Annotated in this window: 11 protein-coding genes; 7 read left to right on the forward strand and 4 right to left on the reverse strand. The window is 32.6% G+C overall.

The genetic code is table 11. The features are described 5' to 3' along the window. Positions 1–100: 100 nt before the first annotated feature. The 4 genes from U0D62_RS20125 (at position 101) to U0D62_RS20140 (ending at position 8,934) form a co-directional block, all read left to right on the forward strand. Positions 101–3,619: a tail fiber domain-containing protein gene (locus U0D62_RS20125; protein ID WP_322289144.1), complete on the forward strand. Its 3,519-nt coding sequence runs from the start codon at positions 101–103 to the stop codon at positions 3,617–3,619. A gap of 123 nt (positions 3,620–3,742) precedes the next feature. Continuing rightward, on the forward strand, positions 3,743–6,799 hold the full coding sequence (locus tag U0D62_RS20130) for a tail fiber domain-containing protein (protein WP_322289145.1): 3,057 nt from the start codon (positions 3,743–3,745) through the stop codon (positions 6,797–6,799). A 130-nt stretch (positions 6,800–6,929) separates the two neighbouring features. After that, positions 6,930–7,811, forward strand: coding sequence for a hypothetical protein (locus U0D62_RS20135; protein WP_322289146.1), 882 nt, complete (start codon positions 6,930–6,932; stop codon positions 7,809–7,811). Between the two features lie 31 nt (positions 7,812–7,842). Beyond that, positions 7,843–8,934, forward strand: a complete 1,092-nt coding sequence (locus U0D62_RS20140; RefSeq protein WP_322289147.1) for a T9SS type A sorting domain-containing protein — start codon at positions 7,843–7,845, stop codon at positions 8,932–8,934. Between the two features lie 571 nt (positions 8,935–9,505). Here the strand turns inward: U0D62_RS20140 and U0D62_RS20145 are convergent. From U0D62_RS20145 to U0D62_RS20160, 4 genes are read right to left on the reverse strand one after another with little or no spacing between them, the layout of a single operon-like run. Continuing rightward, positions 9,506–10,417, reverse strand: coding sequence for a bifunctional metallophosphatase/5'-nucleotidase (locus U0D62_RS20145; RefSeq protein ID WP_322289148.1), 912 nt, complete (start codon positions 10,415–10,417; stop codon positions 9,506–9,508). Next, entirely contained in the window at positions 10,414–11,163 is a 750-nt protein-coding gene (locus tag U0D62_RS20150; RefSeq protein WP_322289149.1) for a 5'-nucleotidase, read from the reverse strand. The genes U0D62_RS20145 and U0D62_RS20150 overlap by 4 nt, the downstream gene beginning before the upstream one ends. A gap of 26 nt (positions 11,164–11,189) precedes the next feature. After that, entirely contained in the window at positions 11,190–12,110 is a 921-nt protein-coding gene (locus U0D62_RS20155; RefSeq protein ID WP_322289150.1) for a GTP-binding protein, read from the reverse strand. A 43-nt stretch (positions 12,111–12,153) separates the two neighbouring features. Continuing rightward, complete coding sequence (locus U0D62_RS20160; protein WP_322289151.1) at positions 12,154–12,300, reverse strand: hypothetical protein; 147 nt, start codon at positions 12,298–12,300, stop codon at positions 12,154–12,156. A 379-nt stretch (positions 12,301–12,679) separates the two neighbouring features. Between U0D62_RS20160 and U0D62_RS20165 the strand changes: the two genes are divergently transcribed. The 3 genes from U0D62_RS20165 to U0D62_RS20175 all read left to right on the forward strand — a co-directional run bounded on the left by U0D62_RS20165 (position 12,680) and on the right by U0D62_RS20175 (position 18,715). After that, on the forward strand, positions 12,680–15,367 hold the full coding sequence (locus tag U0D62_RS20165; RefSeq protein ID WP_322289152.1) for a T9SS type A sorting domain-containing protein: 2,688 nt from the start codon (positions 12,680–12,682) through the stop codon (positions 15,365–15,367). A 119-nt stretch (positions 15,368–15,486) separates the two neighbouring features. Continuing rightward, the gene (locus U0D62_RS20170) at positions 15,487–16,695 is read left to right on the forward strand and encodes an IPT/TIG domain-containing protein (protein WP_322289153.1); all 1,209 of its coding nucleotides are present in this window, start codon (positions 15,487–15,489) and stop codon (positions 16,693–16,695) included. 352 nt (positions 16,696–17,047) lie between these two features. Next, positions 17,048–18,715, forward strand: a complete 1,668-nt coding sequence (locus U0D62_RS20175; protein WP_322289154.1) for a helix-turn-helix transcriptional regulator — start codon at positions 17,048–17,050, stop codon at positions 18,713–18,715. Positions 18,716–18,862 lie beyond the last annotated feature (147 nt).

The raw sequence follows: 18,862 nt of genomic DNA on the forward strand, positions 1-18,862 counted from the left end.
TGAGTTTTTTAATAAGCAAAGTAGTATTGCAGAACCAAATCGAGAACAATTATCATATCGCTTTCCGAATAGTAATACGATATCATAAAACCCTTATATTATGAAATTTTTTATACCCTCTTATCTGGTGCTACTATTATTGCTTTGTAATATTTCTATAGCAGTTGCACAAAGCCCTGAAGCTTTTAATTATCAAACCGTAGTGAGAGATCTTAACGGGGATGTGCTAGCGAATCAATCTATAGGTTTCGAAATTGAACTTCTGGAGGATAGTGCTACCGGTACTGTGACATATCAGGAAACACATACCATAACAACTAATTCTCAAGGAGTAGCTAGTATGATTATAGGCCAGGGAACTACATTAGGAGGTTTTACACTGATTGATTGGGGGAATCATACATACTTTCTACAAGTAGGAGTTGATATTTCAGGAGGTACTACATATACCGTTGTCGGGACCTCTGAACTGTTATCAGTACCCTATGCACTGCATTCCAGTACGACAGATGGTATTAGTTTTACTCCCAATGGAGTTGCCACGATTACTTCAGGAACAACAGCTTTAAACCTTGAAACGACTACAGGAAGTACATCTTCTTTACGTTTACAAAACCTTGCGACACAGTGGAACATATTAAATAGTACAAATGGATTTATCATAGAGAATGAAGATACTGAAAATGGAGTCATTAAAATAGAACATAACGCTGCTAGTAATAGTATCTATATAGACGATAACGAGAGTATAGGTATAGGAACAAATACGCCGGATGCCGGTGCTAAATTAGACGTTAATGGTAGGATTAAAATGGTAGATGGAAATCAACAAACGGGATATGTTCTTGCCAGTGATGCCAATGGAATTGCAAGTTGGACAGATCCGAATACTCTAGTGACTGGATCAGGATCAGGAATTTTTGGTACGGTAAGCAATGTTACTTCTAATGCTTCCGGAGATTATACTTCTGATGATTTTGTATTTGGTTCTTCTGTTTTAGGAGACAATGGAACAAATTACGATAGTCGTTTCTTTTTTGACAAATCTAAAGCAGCTTTTAGAGCTGGTAGTTCCAATAATACACAATGGGATGATATCAATGTAGGTATTCAATCGTCTGGATTTGGAAGTAATAATATTGCTTCGGGAAGTTTAGCAATGACCTGGGGACAAAGTAATGAAGCAAGTGGTCAGGGAGCAACAGTATGGGGATCCTCTTCAATTGCTCAAGGAATATATGCAACAGCATGGGGCGATGGCAGAACAGCAACAGGTCGTGCAGCAACTACTTGGGGCTATGACTATGCCAATTCAGGATCAGGAGCCACAGGAGATTACTCTACAGCATGGGGTTTTGTTAGTAGGGCTACTAATGAAGGAGCAACTGCCTGGGGATATGAAACAGAAGCCAATGGTTGGTATGCAACAGCTTGGGGAACCAATAATATAGCATCCTCAATGTATGAAACTACATTTGGAGCTTTTAGTACTACTGCAACAGGAAATGCCAATACCTGGATAACAACAGACAGGCTCTTTGCAATAGGTAATGGAACAAGTACTGCTAACCGTTCTAATGCATTAACAGTCTATAAAGACGGAACCCTTACTATTAATGACGCCTATAATTTACCAAATACAGATGGAACATCAGGGCAAGTACTAAGTACAGATGGATCAGGGGAAATTTCTTGGACAACAGTTACAACTACAGATAATTTAGGAAATCATATCGCAACAGAAAACATACAATTAACCAATAATTGGATTTCTAATGATGGTGAAAATGAAGGTATTTATGTAGCTACCGATGGAAATGTTGGTATAGGCTTAACTAATCCTGGTCAACAATTTCATGTGTATGGAGATGGTCAAGGTAGATTTGAAAATAGTACAAACGGACGATATTTGGATCTTAATACTGGCAGCGCTACATTGGATATGTATAACGGAAGCTTTAACATCAATAGGTTTTCTACTACCGATATTATTTTAGGATTAGGAGGAGGAAATGTTGGAATTGGCAACAATACAGCACCTACGTATCAATTAGATGTTACTGGTACTGGAAGATTTACCAATGCACTTACCTTAGGAGAATACACGTTACCTATTGCAGATGGAACGACAAATCAAGTGTTAACTACTGATGGTTCAGGAGCGGTAAGTTGGGAAAATGTAGCAGATAGCCAGGATTTAACATTAACGAACAATTTTCTATATATCAGTAACAGTGCTGGTTCTGTAAATATGAATCCATTTATGGATAATACAGACGAACAAACCCTATCCATTAGTGGTTCGGATTTAACAATCTCAGGAGGAAATACCATAAGCTTAGATTCTGCTTTTATAAGTGAAGTTGGTGATGGTTTAACCCTAACTAATAATAAAGTGAGTTTGGGAGGGGCTATCAATGCAAATTTAAGCCTCGATATCTGGGATACTACCGATTTTGATATAAGTCTATTGGGTACAGGAGATTTTATAATCAGAGATCAATTCAATGATGTTTTTAGAGTGGATGCCTCAGATGATAGAATTGATATTGGTCGTGATTTATACATTAAGGACCATGATGCCGATGGTACAGATGTAGTAAGAATCTCAGGCAATAATAATAATGATGGGTATATTGGAATATATAGAGATGGTGTTGTCTCTCATCAGCTCTCAGGAAATGGAGATGTGCATTTTAATAAACAAGGAACCAATTTTGATTTTCAGGTTGAATCGAGTAACAACGCCACCATGTTTTTTGTTGATTCTAGCAATGATGCCATTGGTATAGGAACATCTTCTCCTACAAAAGCTACGGTAGAAATAAACGGAGGAATTAGTAATCAAGTAGCCGCAAGTTTAGGTTACGATCGACAGTATGGATACCTTAATGCTGTAGGTAGTGCAGCAGGTAGTAATAATATTTTATCACTTTATGACTTCAACTTTTCACTTTGGGCATCAGACCATATTGCAGCAGAACAATTTGATACCTTTTCAGATGAACGTATCAAAACGATCCTAGGGATTTCTAGTCCAGAAGAAGACTTAAATACATTATTAGACATTAAAGTAACCGATTACCAGTTAAAAGATTCCATTGCCAAAGGAAATAGAATCTATAAAAAAGTAATAGCACAACAAGTGGCTGAGGTATACCCTCAAGCTGTTACAAACAATATTACAGAAATAGTTCCGGATATCTATAAGCAAGCTAACATAAAGAATGGTTGGGTAGATTTAAGCACAGACCTTAAAGTAAATGAGCACGTAGCTATTATTATTACCAAAGAGAATACAAAAGAAGTTTATGAAGTATTAGAAGTATCTGAAAAAGGATTTCGTATAGATTTTAAAAACAATCAAAAAGTGTTTGTATTTGGTAGAGAAGTACAAGATTTTCATACGGTAGATTATGAGGCAATCTCTATGCTTAATGTGAGTGCTACGCAGCAATTAGCCAAAGAAGTACAACAACTCAAAACTGAAAATGCACTATTGAAAGCTAAACTGGAAACCATAACATCTGATCAAGCTGAGTTAGCAACCTTAAGAAGTGAAATGGCCCAGATCAAAACTGCTTTGGGTATCAGCACAGAAATAGTAAGCAAAGAATAAATAAAAATAAAAAATAAGTCCCATTCTTTGACAAGGACAGGAGTCCCGAATCATCGGGAAGGAAGGGTAAACTCTTCTAAATGTTTAATCAAAAAAATAACTATACCCTCTTAAAAAACAAACATGAGAAAACAACTATTACAATTGGCAATGCTGTTTTTCGGAATGATTACATTTGCTCAAACCCCTCTAGGGTTCAATTATCAAACAGTCATAAGAGATACTAATGGTGATGTACTGGCTAATCAAGCGATCGGCTTCGAACTACAATTATTAGAAGATAGCAGTTCCGGAGTTCCGATATACACAGAAACACATACAGCAACTTCCAATGTGCAAGGTGTTGCAGCTTTTGTAATAGGACAAGGATCAACCACTGATGATTTTACATCAATTGATTGGACAAATCATACCTACTATTTACAAGTAGCTGTAGACATTACCGGAGGAGCGACTTATACCACTATAGGAACATCACAATTACAATCTGTACCCTATGCATTACAAACTGCAAAAACATCACAGCTAGAAGGAGGAAGTGATGGACAAATTCTGTCTACAGATGGTTCAGGAACAGTAAGCTGGATCGATGGAATTAATAGTCTGGATACATCCTTACAGGAACTTTCTTCCGGTTTAGAACAATTTAACCTGGAAGTTATTGGAGATACAGGTACCATTTTTTCACGTCTTGTTTTAATTGATGTAAAGGAAAATCATGCTTACGGTTACGATACTACAACAGGAGAATTTATAGTCATAGATGTGAGTAATAAATACGCCCCTATATTACGAACACAATTAGTAACAAGAATTAATATCGGATCTTCCTCAGCAAAATCTGCTGGGGTAATTGTAGGAAATTACGTTTATGTATATAGTGGAGATGGCTTTTTAGCCATCATTAATATTACAGATCCTACTCAACCTACTTTAGTTTCCAACACCACAGTTATAGACTCAGAGGTGGAAGCAATTACAAGTGATGGAAGTTATCTCTATTTGGTAGATAATAGCGATGATAAAGAGTTTGTTGTTATGGATATTAACAATCCTGAAAACCCTATGTTATTGCCAAACACTGTCTCTGCTTTAGATATTGATAATAATGATACTTCGATGGTGATTAATAATGGATATGTATATGTGATGAGTAATGAAACCGATACTACTGATATTATTAATATTACAGATCCTACCAACCCATCATTAGTGGTAAGCAGTAACATTTTTGGTTATTACCTTACTGATATCATAACAGAAGGGGATTATTTATATGTGTTAGACGAGGATGAAAGTCTATTAAAAATATTCGACATAACTACCCCTGCTGTACCAACTTCGGTTGGAACACTATCTATTGGAAACAACCCTTTGTCTATAGTTACATCAGGAAACTATGTGTATATCACAGATAATGATGCAGATGATCTTAAAGTTGTGAACGTTTCAGACCCTGCTAACCCTAATCTGGTGGCCGATATAGCTCTTAGTTTTAATGCTACTGCTGTGAGGGTTCTTGATTCTTACGCCTTTGTAAAGAGTGATGAAGGCTCAGGTGATGCCTTAAAGGTGGTAAATCTTTTTAATTCGGCAACTCTTGGAGTAGGTTTTGATGGCACGTTTCAAACCGTACAAGATAAAGACGAACAAAACCTTACCAGCGCCAGTTTATCAGGAAATACCCTAACAATTGAAATTGAAAACGGAGATCCAGCAACTGTAAACCTATCAAGTCTTGAGGATGATTTGGGTAATCATGTTGCGACCACTAATATCCAAACTTCAGGTAATTATATATCAAATGATGGCGATGATGAAGGTGTATTTATAGACACAAATGGAAAAGTTGGTATAGGATTAGCTAATCCTACATATCAGTTTCAAGTATATGGAGAAGGTCAAGGTAGATTTGAAAATAGTACAAACGGAAGATATTTTCTTATCAACCCCGGTAGTGCTTCAATAGATCATTATAATGGAAGTTTTAACATTAATAGATTTTCTGATACTGATATTGTTCTAGGACTTGGAGGTGGAAAAGTGGGTATTGGGAATAATGTTTCTCCTGCTTATCAATTAGATGTTACTGGTACTGGTAGATTTACTGATGTCCTTACCATTGGTAATTATACATTACCTACAACAGATGGTTCATCAGGACAAGTATTAACTACCAATGGGACAGGAGTTGTAAGTTGGTCCGACGCCAGCGAAAATATATTTGAAGTTTCTAATAGCGTAGTTCTACCAAATACTAGTGTTGTAAGTATTAGTAATGATGATTTTGTTTTCGGGTCTATTTCCTTAACAGATGATTCGGGAACGAGTAATGACAATCATAAGTTTTTCTTCGACAAAAGTAAAGCAGCTTTTAGAGCAGGAGCCGTTTTAGATGATCGATGGGACGATGCTAATAGGGGATATTTTTCGTTTGCAGTTGGTGACAGAACTGAGGCTTCTTCAGATTTTACAATAGCGATAGGAAGTACAGCTAAGGCAACTGCGATATATGCTACAGCAATTGGAAGCGCAGCAGAAGCACAAGCAAATAATTCTGTGGCAATAGGAAGCGGAGCTATTGCTTATTCTTTTGGAGAAACTGCCATAGGTAAACATAATACTACATATTCTCCAAATTCAACTACTGCCTGGAATGAAAATGACCGGCTTTTTGTTATTGGTAACGGAGAAAACGCCATTTCAAGATCTAATGCCTTAGTGATTCTAAAAAATGGAGATGTAGGTATTGGAGATTCTACTCCCGATGTAGCCTTAGATGTAGTTGGCGATATTAATTACACAGGTACGATTGCCGATGTGTCTGACCGAAGATTGAAAGAAAATTTTAAACCAATTGATGATGTTCTTGTTAAGATCATGGCTATAGAAGGTTTAAGTTATACTATGAAAGATGATGATAAGAAAGTTAGAGAATATGGTGTAATTGCACAAGATGTTCAAAAGGTATTTCCGGAAATGGTAAAAGTAATAGAAAAGGAAGAAGGGTATTTAGGAGTAAGTTATACTCAGTTGATCCCGGTACTATTAGAAGCTATTAAAGAACAACAAAAAGAAATTGAAAGCTTACAAAGCAAAGTGGATAAAATTGATCAGTTGGAAGCTATGGTTTCTGAATTCATAAATAAAAGAAATATCAATTCTGTAAAAGCAGAGTAGTAGTTGTTACTCGATTTGATGGTACGATCATTTTATGGAGATAATGGGCTGTAATGATCAACAAGTACCGAAGAAAAGCCGTTTTACGATTTAGACGGGCTTTTAATTAAAAACTTAAAAGTAAAAAAAGATGAAAACATATAAATATAAAATACTAATCATCATAGTCCTTGGGATCACCTGGATACAGGCGCAATCCATAGAAAGACAGGTGATAGGTACCGCGGGAACTACAGTAAGTAACGGAACTATCTCCATGGATTTTACAGTTGGTGAACTGACAATAACTACTATCACAGACGGAACTACCACATTGTCCCAGGGATTCCAACAGGGATCGGTTCAGTTAAATATAAAAATCGCCCCTGTAGTCTTTTTACAAGGAGCAGCGATCAATCCTAATGCTGGAGAGGAAACACTAATGAGAGATGACCTACGAGTAGCAAACACTATTCCTACTACTTCGCCTTATAATGATGCATTAACTACCGCTTCAACAGTGTTGATTGTTACAGGAAAAGATGCCATTGTAGATTGGGTATTAGTAGAGTTGAGAGATAAAAATGATGTTACCAATGTTGTAGCGAGTCAATCTGCTTTATTGCAACGTGACGGAGATATCATAAGTGTAGATGGTATTTCTACTCTTGAATTCGATATATCAACTGATAATTATTTTGTAGCTGTTCAACATCGTAATCATTTAGGAATTGTTTCTGCCAATACAGTTGATTTATCATCTACGGTAACCACCTTAGATTTTAGTTCAGATAATCTCATTGTCCAGGGAGGTAACAATGCGGTGGTAGATCTTGGTAGTGGTGTGTTTGCTATGTTAGGAGGTGATTTTGATGAGAATGGTCAGATTCAGAACTCAGATATTATTTCAGTAATACAAGTATTGGGAGGTTCAGGATATTCAATGGCTGATATGGATATGAATGGCCAAATTCAGAATACAGATATCAACAATATAATGAACCTCAACCTTGGAAAAGGAGAACAATTTTAACTCCAAAATACAACTTCTTACATATCAAAATATGAAACAAAATTATTTACAAATAAGAAAAGGAATAGCCAATATACTGTTACTATTGTTAACGGTAATTAATCTACAGGCTCAGGATCTTCATTTTACCTTTGCTAATGCCCAGATCACCAATGATGGGATGGATAATTATTATGATGTAGATGTCATGATCCAAAGTACTGTTGATTTCAAACTGGGATCTGGACAATTGTACCTTACTTATAATACCGCAGCGTTTGGAGAAAATATCTCTGCAGCTGGTAGTGTGGAGTATACACAACCATCAGGCTCTATCCTAGGTGAGGTATATACTTTTGCCGCTTATAAAGACTTTATACAAAACGACAATACTACTTCCAGAGTCTCTTTGGCATTTCAACAAGGAATAGGTTCAGGAACGATTACAGCAAATAATGTAACTGGTACACCTAAACTGTTGTTACACGTACGTATCCGATTTACAGATGTTGGTCAGGATCCTATGATTGCTTTTGAGACTGGAGTAGTATACTTAGATCAGTTTTATACAGCTTGTGGTCCAACAGCTGGTGGATTAGCAGATTGTGCAGGAGAACCTGGTGTACAATTAATAAATGATACCTTTGACTCATCCAACTCAGCAGATACGGCAGCGCCAGTGATTACCCTTACGGGAGATGATCCTCAAGAAATAGCACAGGGCAATACATATAACGAACTGGGAGCAACTACAGATGATGGTTCCGATATAGTAATTGATGATTCGACATTGGATATTAATACAATCGGTAGTTACAGTGTAACCTATAATGCAACCGATATTGTAGGTAATGTAGCTATAGAAGTAACCAGAATGGTTAATGTAGTCCCCCTTTTAAGTACTGCAGATCATATCTTTGGTACAGTAAGTTTGTATCCTAACCCTGCGACCAATGAGTTTATCGTATCTGGTTTAAAGGAGAAAGTAACTATAGAGATCTTCAATATAGAAGGTAAGCGTATCAAACAGGTTAAAGGATATAGATCAGAACAAATTGATATCAGCAGTATGAAATCTGGAGTCTATTTTGTAAAACTTATTGAAGGTACTACCCTTAAGAATTTAAGATTAGTAAAAAACTAATTGAATGAAGGTGTTAATTGGTAGATATCGCCTGGGTTTATCTTTACTCCTGCTTTATGGAAGTATATTAAGTATAATTATTACCCTTTATTTAACATTAGATAATTTTAGAAGTTGTAAATACTAAACACAGGAGGTAAGGATCTGTAAAAAAGATCTATTTAATATAAAGCCTACTTATAGAAATGAGTAGGCTTTCTTTAAAAGCACAAAAAATGAAAACATTTTTATAATATTTATGTCATTTTTTGGAATGATCATACTTAAAATCAAGATCATCAGGAAAATTTTAAAAATATGATTATCCATTAAATAAAAGTGACCACGATCGAATTTTAAACCTGTCTTTAATTAATTTTTAATCAAGTCTTCTCTTAGTGGATTTTATTTTTTGATGTTCATAAGTCATACAAAACCTAACCAAAAGAAAACAAAAGCTAGCACCTGCATTTCACCTCATACTCCCCTACTCCTTTATTTACAGGAGTTTGTTACATATTGTATCGGTAAATAGATTTTCTTTCTTTTAGTTGATCTTTTTTCCTTTTAATTATAATAGAAAGCATTAAAATCATACTAAAATTGTTGTTCCTGTTGATTCTTTATTATGCTCATCAAAATAAAAATCTACTCTACCCAAATTAACTCCGTATGCTCCAACCTGATTAACAAGTACATTTTTTCCTTCAATATTCTTTACAATAGTCGGTTTTGGCAAAAAAGTGTGTGTATGTCCCCCTATAATTAAATCTATATCCTTTGTAGCTTTTGCTAAATTTAAATCAGATATTTTATCCGGATTTTTTTTGTAATGATACCCTAAATGCGATAGACAAATAATTAAATCACACTTTTGTTCGTTTTTCAACTCATTGGTTATATCCTGGGTTACTTCAACAGGGTTTAGATAGCCTGTTTCTTTATACATTCTTTTATCAACTAATCCTTCAAGTTCTATCCCTAGTCCAAATATTCCTATTTTTATTTCATCTTTAGTGATAATCTTATAAGGTTTAACATGAGTATCTAAAATCGTATTTTTAAAATCATAATTAGCAGAAACAAAATCAAATTTTGCATTTGGCAATTGTTTATACAACCCTTCAACTGAATTATCAAAATCATGGTTTCCGATAGTTGCCACATCATATTTTAACATACTCATCAACTTAAACTCTAAGGCACCTTCAAAATAATTGAAGTAAGGTGTTCCTTGAAAAATATCTCCAGCATCTAGCAACAAAGTGTTTGGGTTTTCCTTTCGTACTTGTTCTATCAATGTCGCTCGTTTTGCAACTCCTCCTTTATTTGCGTATCTATTATGGTTTGCTTTAAAAGGTTCTATATGACTGTGTGTGTCATTAGTATGTAAAATAGTAATGTGACGTCGTTGTTTACCTATAAATGAAGGTAGTAATAATCCGCCACCAATAGCTAATGTTGATGCACTTCCTAGCTGTTTGATAAAATTTCTTCTTTTCATGACTTAATGATTACACGATTATCAATGGTTGCTTGCAGAGTATCTACTTTTTTAAAATAATCAATAATAGCATCTCTTACTTTATAATCTAACTTTATTAATTTTTCTGGATTTTTAAAAAAAATCATTTTACTCCCACCGTTTTGCAGGTAATCAGATGTTAATACGGTATAGTTTTTATTTTCATCAAATGCTACTCCATTAATTTTTAAGTTATAATTACTATCGTCAATGACTAACTCAACATTTTTAGATAACGGATGTGCTCTTTTATTTTTCATAAAATAATCGACTAATTCTATTATTTTCTTACCGTTCATTTCTACTACCACCAATTCGTTTTCAAAAGGCATTAGTTGAAAAGCCTGCTCTTTAGTTACATTTCCTTTTGATATTGTTGCACGCAATCCTCCATGGTTAAACATTGCGAAATCAATGGACTTGTTGTTTTTCTTTTTAAAAATAGAATCTGCTACTTCTAAACACATATCTACCATTAAATTACCTAAAGTACTCTGCATATTCCCATCATTTTTGACTAAGTTTTTTGGCGTATAACAAAGTACTTGCTGCATCTCTTTTGATAATTTTTCTTTAAAAGGAGCAATAATACTATCTACTTCTGATGAAGATTTAATTGTATCATTTATTGCAATTGTTTTTGCTGTTATTTTAGTAAGATGAGTATCTGTTTTTTTGCAAGATGCTAATGCAAGTAATAGATAAATAAAATATAATGGTTTCATTGTTACTTGAGTTTAGTATTTACAGGTTAAAATAAGCTGGTTTTATTTACACTTAGTTTTATTGCTTTTTCTAATACAGCGGGATTACTCCCAGGTCCAATGGTTAAAAGTTTAGCTCCGGTTATTGGAATTCCATTAAATGGTCTAACATGTACTTCTCCATCTGGTTTACGTTCAAAGTAGGTATAATTTTTATCTTGTCCAATTTTTGTACACCCCTTTATTCGCAGAATACTTTTTGGTAATGATGCACAAATATCAAGAATACATTTTGAATATGGCAAATTTAACAAATCAACAGAACAAGAAGCCCAATGTGTTTTTTGATGATCAAATTTTTGAGCAGAATTATTAGAAGGTAATAATTCTGGAAGCAATGAAACGTTTAAATTATCCATAGTTACAATTTTTACCATTGGATTAAGTTTTTTTAGCTCATTAATAACTACTGCTTTTCTACTTTCATCTTGTTTTTGGATATGTGTGAGTACTATAAGGGAGGAAACCTGAATTTGGTTTGCTTCGAGTTCGTTATGTTCTCCTCGTTTTTGCCAGTTTTTAACATCAACAACAGATATTTGTATTGGAGGTAAGAATCGATCATTCAGTCCAACACCTAAAAACTCCATGAGCGAACTTGCATCAGAAGTTCCATTAGCTTCAATTAAAGTTATCCCATTTTTTCGTTCAGGAATTCTATTTACTATATTTCTGAGTTCAACAATACCACTGCAACAGATACAATTCCCGCTCAGCGCTTTAATATTATTTAGCTCAATTTGTTTTGTGAATTGTTGGGCATCCATATTTGCATTTTCATAATCATTAAGAATAACAAAAGGATCCCAATCTTTATCAATAAAATTATCTATTAAGTACTTTAATAATGTGGTTTTTCCTGCTCCTAAAAATCCAACAACTGTTATTATAGCTTCCTTATCTTTCATCAATGCATTTTTTCAACAGCTAAATTTAGGCTTTATGTTTTTTTTAAGCTTCAATTTGATTTAGTTTATTCATTTTTTCTATTTTTGAAAGTGTTGCTGAATTTCCACAATGTATCAGAAATGGTGGAACTACTATTCCTATACCTGCTTTGCCTAAAAACGAGATAAATTTTCTTCTATTATATTCCAAAAAAAGCTGTTTTTAAATTAAAAAAACTTCAATCTCACAAATGTAGATATAATATTCATTAAAGCAACTTAGTTGCTTTAAATTCATGGGCTTAAATATATTTTGGCTTTATGTATCTAAATATGATCAACAAAGATTCTCATCATTGATACATCTGTTGAGTTTACAAAACATTTTTAAAAGCAAATCCAGTCATACAATATGAAAGTGTTTCTGCTCCTAATATTTCTGAAGGAAAACTTTATAAGTATTGTATTATTCTTCTTTGCGTTTTATAAAATGCACAGTAGAGTCAATGGTTTTAAGGGTTATTGTCGATTCTATACTATAAATTTGACACTCATTCTTCTTTTTAATAATAACCCCAATCCTAAAAAATATGAAAAAAAAACTACTCCTACTTGCGTTATTATTTTTTCAAATAGCAATATCCCAAACTAAATTCTTATATGGTTCAAAAACGGGTCTTAGAGAAGGTAATTCTAACGGTGAAGATATAAAAACCATATTGAATCAAATTAGTGGTATAAGTGATTTCGAATATTATAACAACATCCTATATTGGATTAATAACGGAGGTGTATTCTATTTGGATAACGATAAAGTAGAATTATTAACGGATAATATTGGCGGAAACGAACTATTTATACACGATGATTTAATTTATTTCTCAAGGGATAATGAAATTTCTAGTTACAATCTAACTAATCAAGTATTAGAAACTATTTATCAGTTACCGGATTCAGATTCATTTAGAAAAATTGAATTTAATCACCAAAATCAAAAAATCTACTTCCAGAATGAATTATCCGACAATCTACTTAGTATAGATTTAAATGGTTCTAACCTACAAGTAGTAATTCCTTTGGTACACGATTTTGCGATTAGTGATACCAATATTTATTGGGCACCCAGTGATGGAGATGTGAGCGTGCTACTAAAAAGATCTAATTTATTTGGTTCTCAAACTCAAGATCTACAATCATTTTTATATAATAGAGATCATTTTCGAGAAATAAGCGCTTCGACATTAGGGAACGCGGATTACATACATTTTACTTTTAAATCCGCAAGTACAAACCCAATTACATTGAATAGTTTTAATCTAAACACTTCTTCCCTATCTACTATTCAAACACAGTCGCAATCACAAGGCATTGTCAATTTCCCAAAAATTCATTCAGTTAATGGTACCGTTTACTATTATACCTTAAAAAGTGATAATAATAATGAAATTAGGAATGGAGGTATAGTAATTGCTTCAGGCGCTATTAATTTTGATTCCAATTTGGATTTCACAGATTCTAATATCCTGGTTTCTTGTGAGAAACAAATAAAAGTATATGATTTTGAAGGAAATTTTGAAAGTGTTTTACTAGATAGAAGCGAATCGCTTGGTAGTATAGATAATTTCGCATACAATGAAAACACCAATACGGTCTTTTATATTCAGAATAATATAATTTTCAGATATCCATTAGATGGAAATGTAATCTATGATATTTATAGGATACCTGATCAAGTCACTATAAATGACTTTTTCATTGCTGGAGCAAATTTGTACTGGCATGAAACAGATCGCAGAAGCACAATTGTTTTTAACATTAAACACAACAATCAATCAGCAACAAATGATACTGGAGTAGTTACAGATTATACAAGTATTGATGTTTTTAATTATGATTTGTTTTGGTACGATTTTGATTTTTACGGAATTTTTGATGGAGTTTTCAAATATAATTTCACAACAAATAGTGAAGAATACATAGAATTTGATCCAAATATTCTTTATACAGAATTATCTATTTATGATGATAAAATATATGTTCTAGAATCAAATTCAATTTTTGAAATGGGTCTTGATGGCTCTAACAAAAATCTGGTTTTAAATAATTCAATTATAATTTCTGATAACGGGACTGGTAATTATCCAGGATTATTTACTTTTGAAGGTACTACTGATACTACACCAGATCCTCCAGCAAACAATAATTGTGATACAGCAATCAGTCTAAATGTAGGTATCAGTTTTGAAGAAAATGCGATTATTGCTTCTAATAATAATTCGACACCTTCTTTTGAAAATTCATGTAACGCTTTTACTACAGCTAATGACATATGGTATAGTGTAACTATTCCTAATACAGGTCATATCTTTTTAGAGACCAGATCTAATTCTGATATTGTTGAGGATACAAATATCATAGTTTATGAAGGAAGTTGTGCTTCTCTTTCGTCCATAGTTTGTAATTCTAATTCAGGAGAAGGAAACTTTTCTAAAGTAATTATAAAAGATGATCCAGGAAAAACACTTTACATAAGAAGTATTGATAATAATAATAGTTCTGGAAGTTATCAATTATCTGCTTACACAAGTATAACAGGACCGTTAGGAGATACACCCGATAATCCCATTGATTTAGTTACTGGAGAAAAATTTGAAGATCAACAAAAATATATATCTATGATCGCATACACTCCTTCGGGAATTTCAGCACCTCAAAATTGTGGAGATTCTACAGTAGATAGGGATGTTTGGTTCGAAGCAAGGATACCAGATAACGAAGAGATTAATATTGAAACATCATTTATAAATAATGTAAGTGGGATTATTCCTGTTATTTCTATATATACTGGCGATTCTAATAATTTAAACTATGTAGGTTGTACCGATAACCAAAAAATAACTTTACAAGGTGATGCAGATACTATAATTCTAATTAGGGTACACGATTTTTCTAATCAAAATATAACCGGAGCTTTTGGTATATCAGCGTATCACAAAAATGTTTTAAGTACGAATGATTTTTCTATTGTAGCTAATGATTTTAAATTATATCCTAATCCTGTACCTACAAATAAAAGCACTATCACAATTACGACAAGTAATGCTATCAAAGGAGAAGTTTCAATTTATAATTTTGCCGGAAAACATATACAAAATCAAGAGATTAATGGTTTTAAAGAAGTAATAGAAATCGATATTAAAGAATTAAGTACAGGAATATACTTTGTGTTACTCAAAGATGAAAACGGCACTTATTTTAAAAGATTTGTAAAAAATTAATTATCTCTTTAAACCTAATTATTTACTGTCCATTAACGTCATAAACTTGATACATATTTTAATGTAAAAAAATATAGTAAAACCACTTTAAATTAATAATCCCCTCAAATTTAAAAATCATGAAAAAGATCCTATCTTTATTTGTCTTATCTATTCTAATAATCTCTTGTTCGAGTGACGATTCTACTGTTCAAGAGGATATGATGACTTTTCCCACCGACTTAACTTTTGCCCAGCAAGAAATAAATATCGGAGAGATTTTAACGATAACTGGTAATGGTTTTTCCTCTAGTGAAACTTATATAGTAACTTTTACAGGAAACGTTACTGGTACTATTAATGAAATCAATGCTAACTTTCTTAAAGTCGAAGTACCTCAAAATGCGCAATCAGGAGATGTAACCTTGAGAACAAATAATACCACTCAGGTTATTGGTAACCTAGTTATTGTAAATAACAACACAAATTCTGAAGAAGTATATATCTATCAAGAATCTGCAGGAGCATTAGCTCAATTAAATATAGAAACAGGAGGAATAACATACGTCTCAGACATAATACCAGGAGGAACAACAATAGGAGCTGTCTATGATTCTCAAAACAACGAGTATATAGTTTTTAGAAATAATACAGATCCCAGTTACGCTAGAGTAAACTTAACTACAGGAAATGTTACGTATGAAGTTATGACATCTCCATTTATTGTAGGTGATGGTACTGATGTATTTAGTGCACCTGTAACTGATAATAACGGAAACATATACTTACTACACGAATCTGCTAATGTTTTATCGCAGTTAAACACGCAAACAGGAGAATTAAGAATTATCACTGATGGAATAGTAAACGGAGGCACAATTATAGGAGCAATCTATGATTCTCAGAACAATGAATATATATTTTTTAGTAATAACGCAGATCCAAATTATGCTAGGGTAAATATAGCAACAGGAGATATCACTTACGAAGTTATGACATCACCATTCATCGTAGGTGATGGCACTGATGTATTTAGCGCTCCTGTAATTGATAATAATGGAAACATATATCTTTTACACGAATCTGCTAATGTTTTAACACAACTGAATTCGCAAACAGGAGAATTAAATATTATCACTGATGGAATAGTAAGTAGTGGCACCACTATTGGAGCAATCTATGATTCTCAAAGCAATGAATATATAGTTTTCAGGAACAATGCAGATCCTAATTATGCTAGAGTAAACATAGCAACAGGAGATCTAACTCATGAAATCATAGATCCTACTGTAATTGTAGGAGATGGTTCAGATGTATTTAGCGGAGTAGTACGTGTAGTTATTCAATAAAACATTCATTTTTAAAATATCCCGGCAAATAGGGTTAAAATATTTTAGATTCAACTTCTAATACAAAAGGTTAATAAAATCAAGATAAGTCTAAATTACACCCGTAGTTTAGGCTTATTCTTTTAAATAAAATATCATTTATACACATTCAATCACTTAATAAATGCTGTTCAAAGTTTTTTATTCATTGTTTTTTCTCAAAAACTAAAACTACATAATACAAAGTAGATTAAATTCTTTTTATTTTTTATAAAATGTAAAATACCATAACAGAATAGCCGTACTTTACTATCAAAAAATAGTATATTTCATTTTTTAAAATTTAAACTTTTTGCTTTTCCTAGAATACAGAATGAGAAAATTTCACATATTCCTTTTATTATCAATTCTAAAGTTCCAATTTTCTTTTTCTCAAAATACTGAAAAAGCGCTACAACTAACTGAGGAATCAAGTTTTAATGCTATTGAAGAAAAATTCAATAGTTATAAGCAAAAGGATATTAAAAAAGCTCAATTTTATGGAAAAATATTTTTAAGAAAAGCAAAAAAGCTAAAGGATACTTCCAAAATAGGGCGTGGTTACTTTTTATTAGCAAATGTATTTTATAAAGATACTGCTTTAATATATGCAGACTCAGCAATTGCAATTACTAAACATAAGATCAACTTATGGCAGCCTGCTCAAGCGCATTTATTAAAAGCAACTCTTCTTGCTGTAAACGGAAATCATAAAAAAGCTTTTGATGAATTAGAAAATGCGAATAGATGTGCTAACATAAGTGGCAACATAGAACAAGAATATGAGATAAAGTATATCTTATCGAGACTAAAAACTAATGTTGGTGATTATGAATCGAGTATAGATATATTAAAAGAAATTATATCGTATTATGAAAAAAATTGTCTCGAATGTGGTGACAATATTAGGGGTTACATTATTGCCAATTGGGCGTACCTCCATAATCTTAACCAATTAAAAATCACTGATTCTACAGAAATTATCTATAAAAAAATAGTGCCGTTAAGTTTAAAAACAAAAGATAGCCTAATGTATATCAAATTATTGTTATCATCGGCTATTACGGATTATCAAAAAGAAAATTACCAACCTAGTCTTGACAGCATCTTTAAACTTGATCAACTCTTGAAAAAAAGAGGTGCAAACATTGGAACACATACTCTAAAATACTTATATACTGGTAAAATTTATCTGAAACAAAAAAAGTATGATCTTGCTATTAAAAATTTAAAAAAGGTGGATTCAATTTCTTTAAAAGGAAGTTATTTCTCCCCTTCTATCAGAGAAAACTATGAGCTGTTGATTAATTATTATAAAGAACAAAAAGACACTAAAAATCAGTTGTTTTATATTGATAGACTTTTGAAGGCAGATAGTATTATAGATAAAGATTTTGCTTACTTGGTAAAAAACAGTGCCGAAAAATATACGACACCAAATCTACTTTTAGAAAAACAAAAAATAATTGATAGCCTCAAAAATGACGGTTCTAATAAAAAAACAATTGCTTTTATTCTACTGGGTAGCTTGGCCTTATTAACACCTCTATTAATCTGGAATAACAAAAAACATAAACTTTATAAAAAACGTATTGCAGAACTAGGAACTCCTAAAAAGAACACCACCTACACTATTGATGATGAAACAACAAAACGGATTCTTGATGAACTTTCTAAAATCGAAAATTCAGAATTATTTTTGAAAAAAGATTTCAATTTAGCAATGGTTGCAAAGAATTTAAATACAAATACGGCATATCTATCTAAAATAATAAATCAGTACAAACAAAAAACTTTTAAACAGTATTTGGTAGAATTGCGTATTAACTTCTTACTCAAAAAACTTGATAAAAACCCCATAATAAGAAAATACTCTATAGAAGCATTAGCAGAATCTATTGGTTATAATAATGCATCTTCATTTACCCGAATATTTAAGAGTTATACTGGAGAAAGTCCATCCTCTTTTTTAAATAAAAGATATCCTGATCGTAATACATAGTCTCCAAATGATATAATCTTATCTTAAAGTATTTTTTAAAAGCATTTTTCTTCAAAAAAAATCTTTACAGTGTACTACTTCCGTACAGGCGTTGTATCAAAACCGAACGTTTAAATCTTTTAAAAAACACACAAACACCTGATTTAC

The organism is Aquimarina callyspongiae (assembly GCF_034322225.1).
GTDB lineage: Bacteria > Bacteroidota > Bacteroidia > Flavobacteriales > Flavobacteriaceae > Aquimarina.

Excerpts from the sequence above, each read along its gene's own strand:
- U0D62_RS20125 (WP_322289144.1), top strand. The coding sequence starts at position 101 with ATGAAATTTTTTATACCCTCTTATCTGGTGCTACTATTATTGCTTTGT.
- U0D62_RS20130 (WP_322289145.1), top strand. The coding sequence starts at position 3,743 with ATGAGAAAACAACTATTACAATTGGCAATGCTGTTTTTCGGAATGATT.
- U0D62_RS20135 (WP_322289146.1), top strand. The coding sequence starts at position 6,930 with ATGAAAACATATAAATATAAAATACTAATCATCATAGTCCTTGGGATC.
- U0D62_RS20140 (WP_322289147.1), top strand. The coding sequence starts at position 7,843 with ATGAAACAAAATTATTTACAAATAAGAAAAGGAATAGCCAATATACTG.
- U0D62_RS20145 (WP_322289148.1), bottom strand. The coding sequence starts at position 10,417 with ATGAAAAGAAGAAATTTTATCAAACAGCTAGGAAGTGCATCAACATTA.
- U0D62_RS20150 (WP_322289149.1), bottom strand. The coding sequence starts at position 11,163 with ATGAAACCATTATATTTTATTTATCTATTACTTGCATTAGCATCTTGC.
- U0D62_RS20155 (WP_322289150.1), bottom strand. The coding sequence starts at position 12,110 with ATGAAAGATAAGGAAGCTATAATAACAGTTGTTGGATTTTTAGGAGCA.
- U0D62_RS20165 (WP_322289152.1), top strand. The coding sequence starts at position 12,680 with ATGAAAAAAAAACTACTCCTACTTGCGTTATTATTTTTTCAAATAGCA.
- U0D62_RS20170 (WP_322289153.1), top strand. The coding sequence starts at position 15,487 with ATGAAAAAGATCCTATCTTTATTTGTCTTATCTATTCTAATAATCTCT.
- U0D62_RS20175 (WP_322289154.1), top strand. The coding sequence starts at position 17,048 with ATGAGAAAATTTCACATATTCCTTTTATTATCAATTCTAAAGTTCCAA.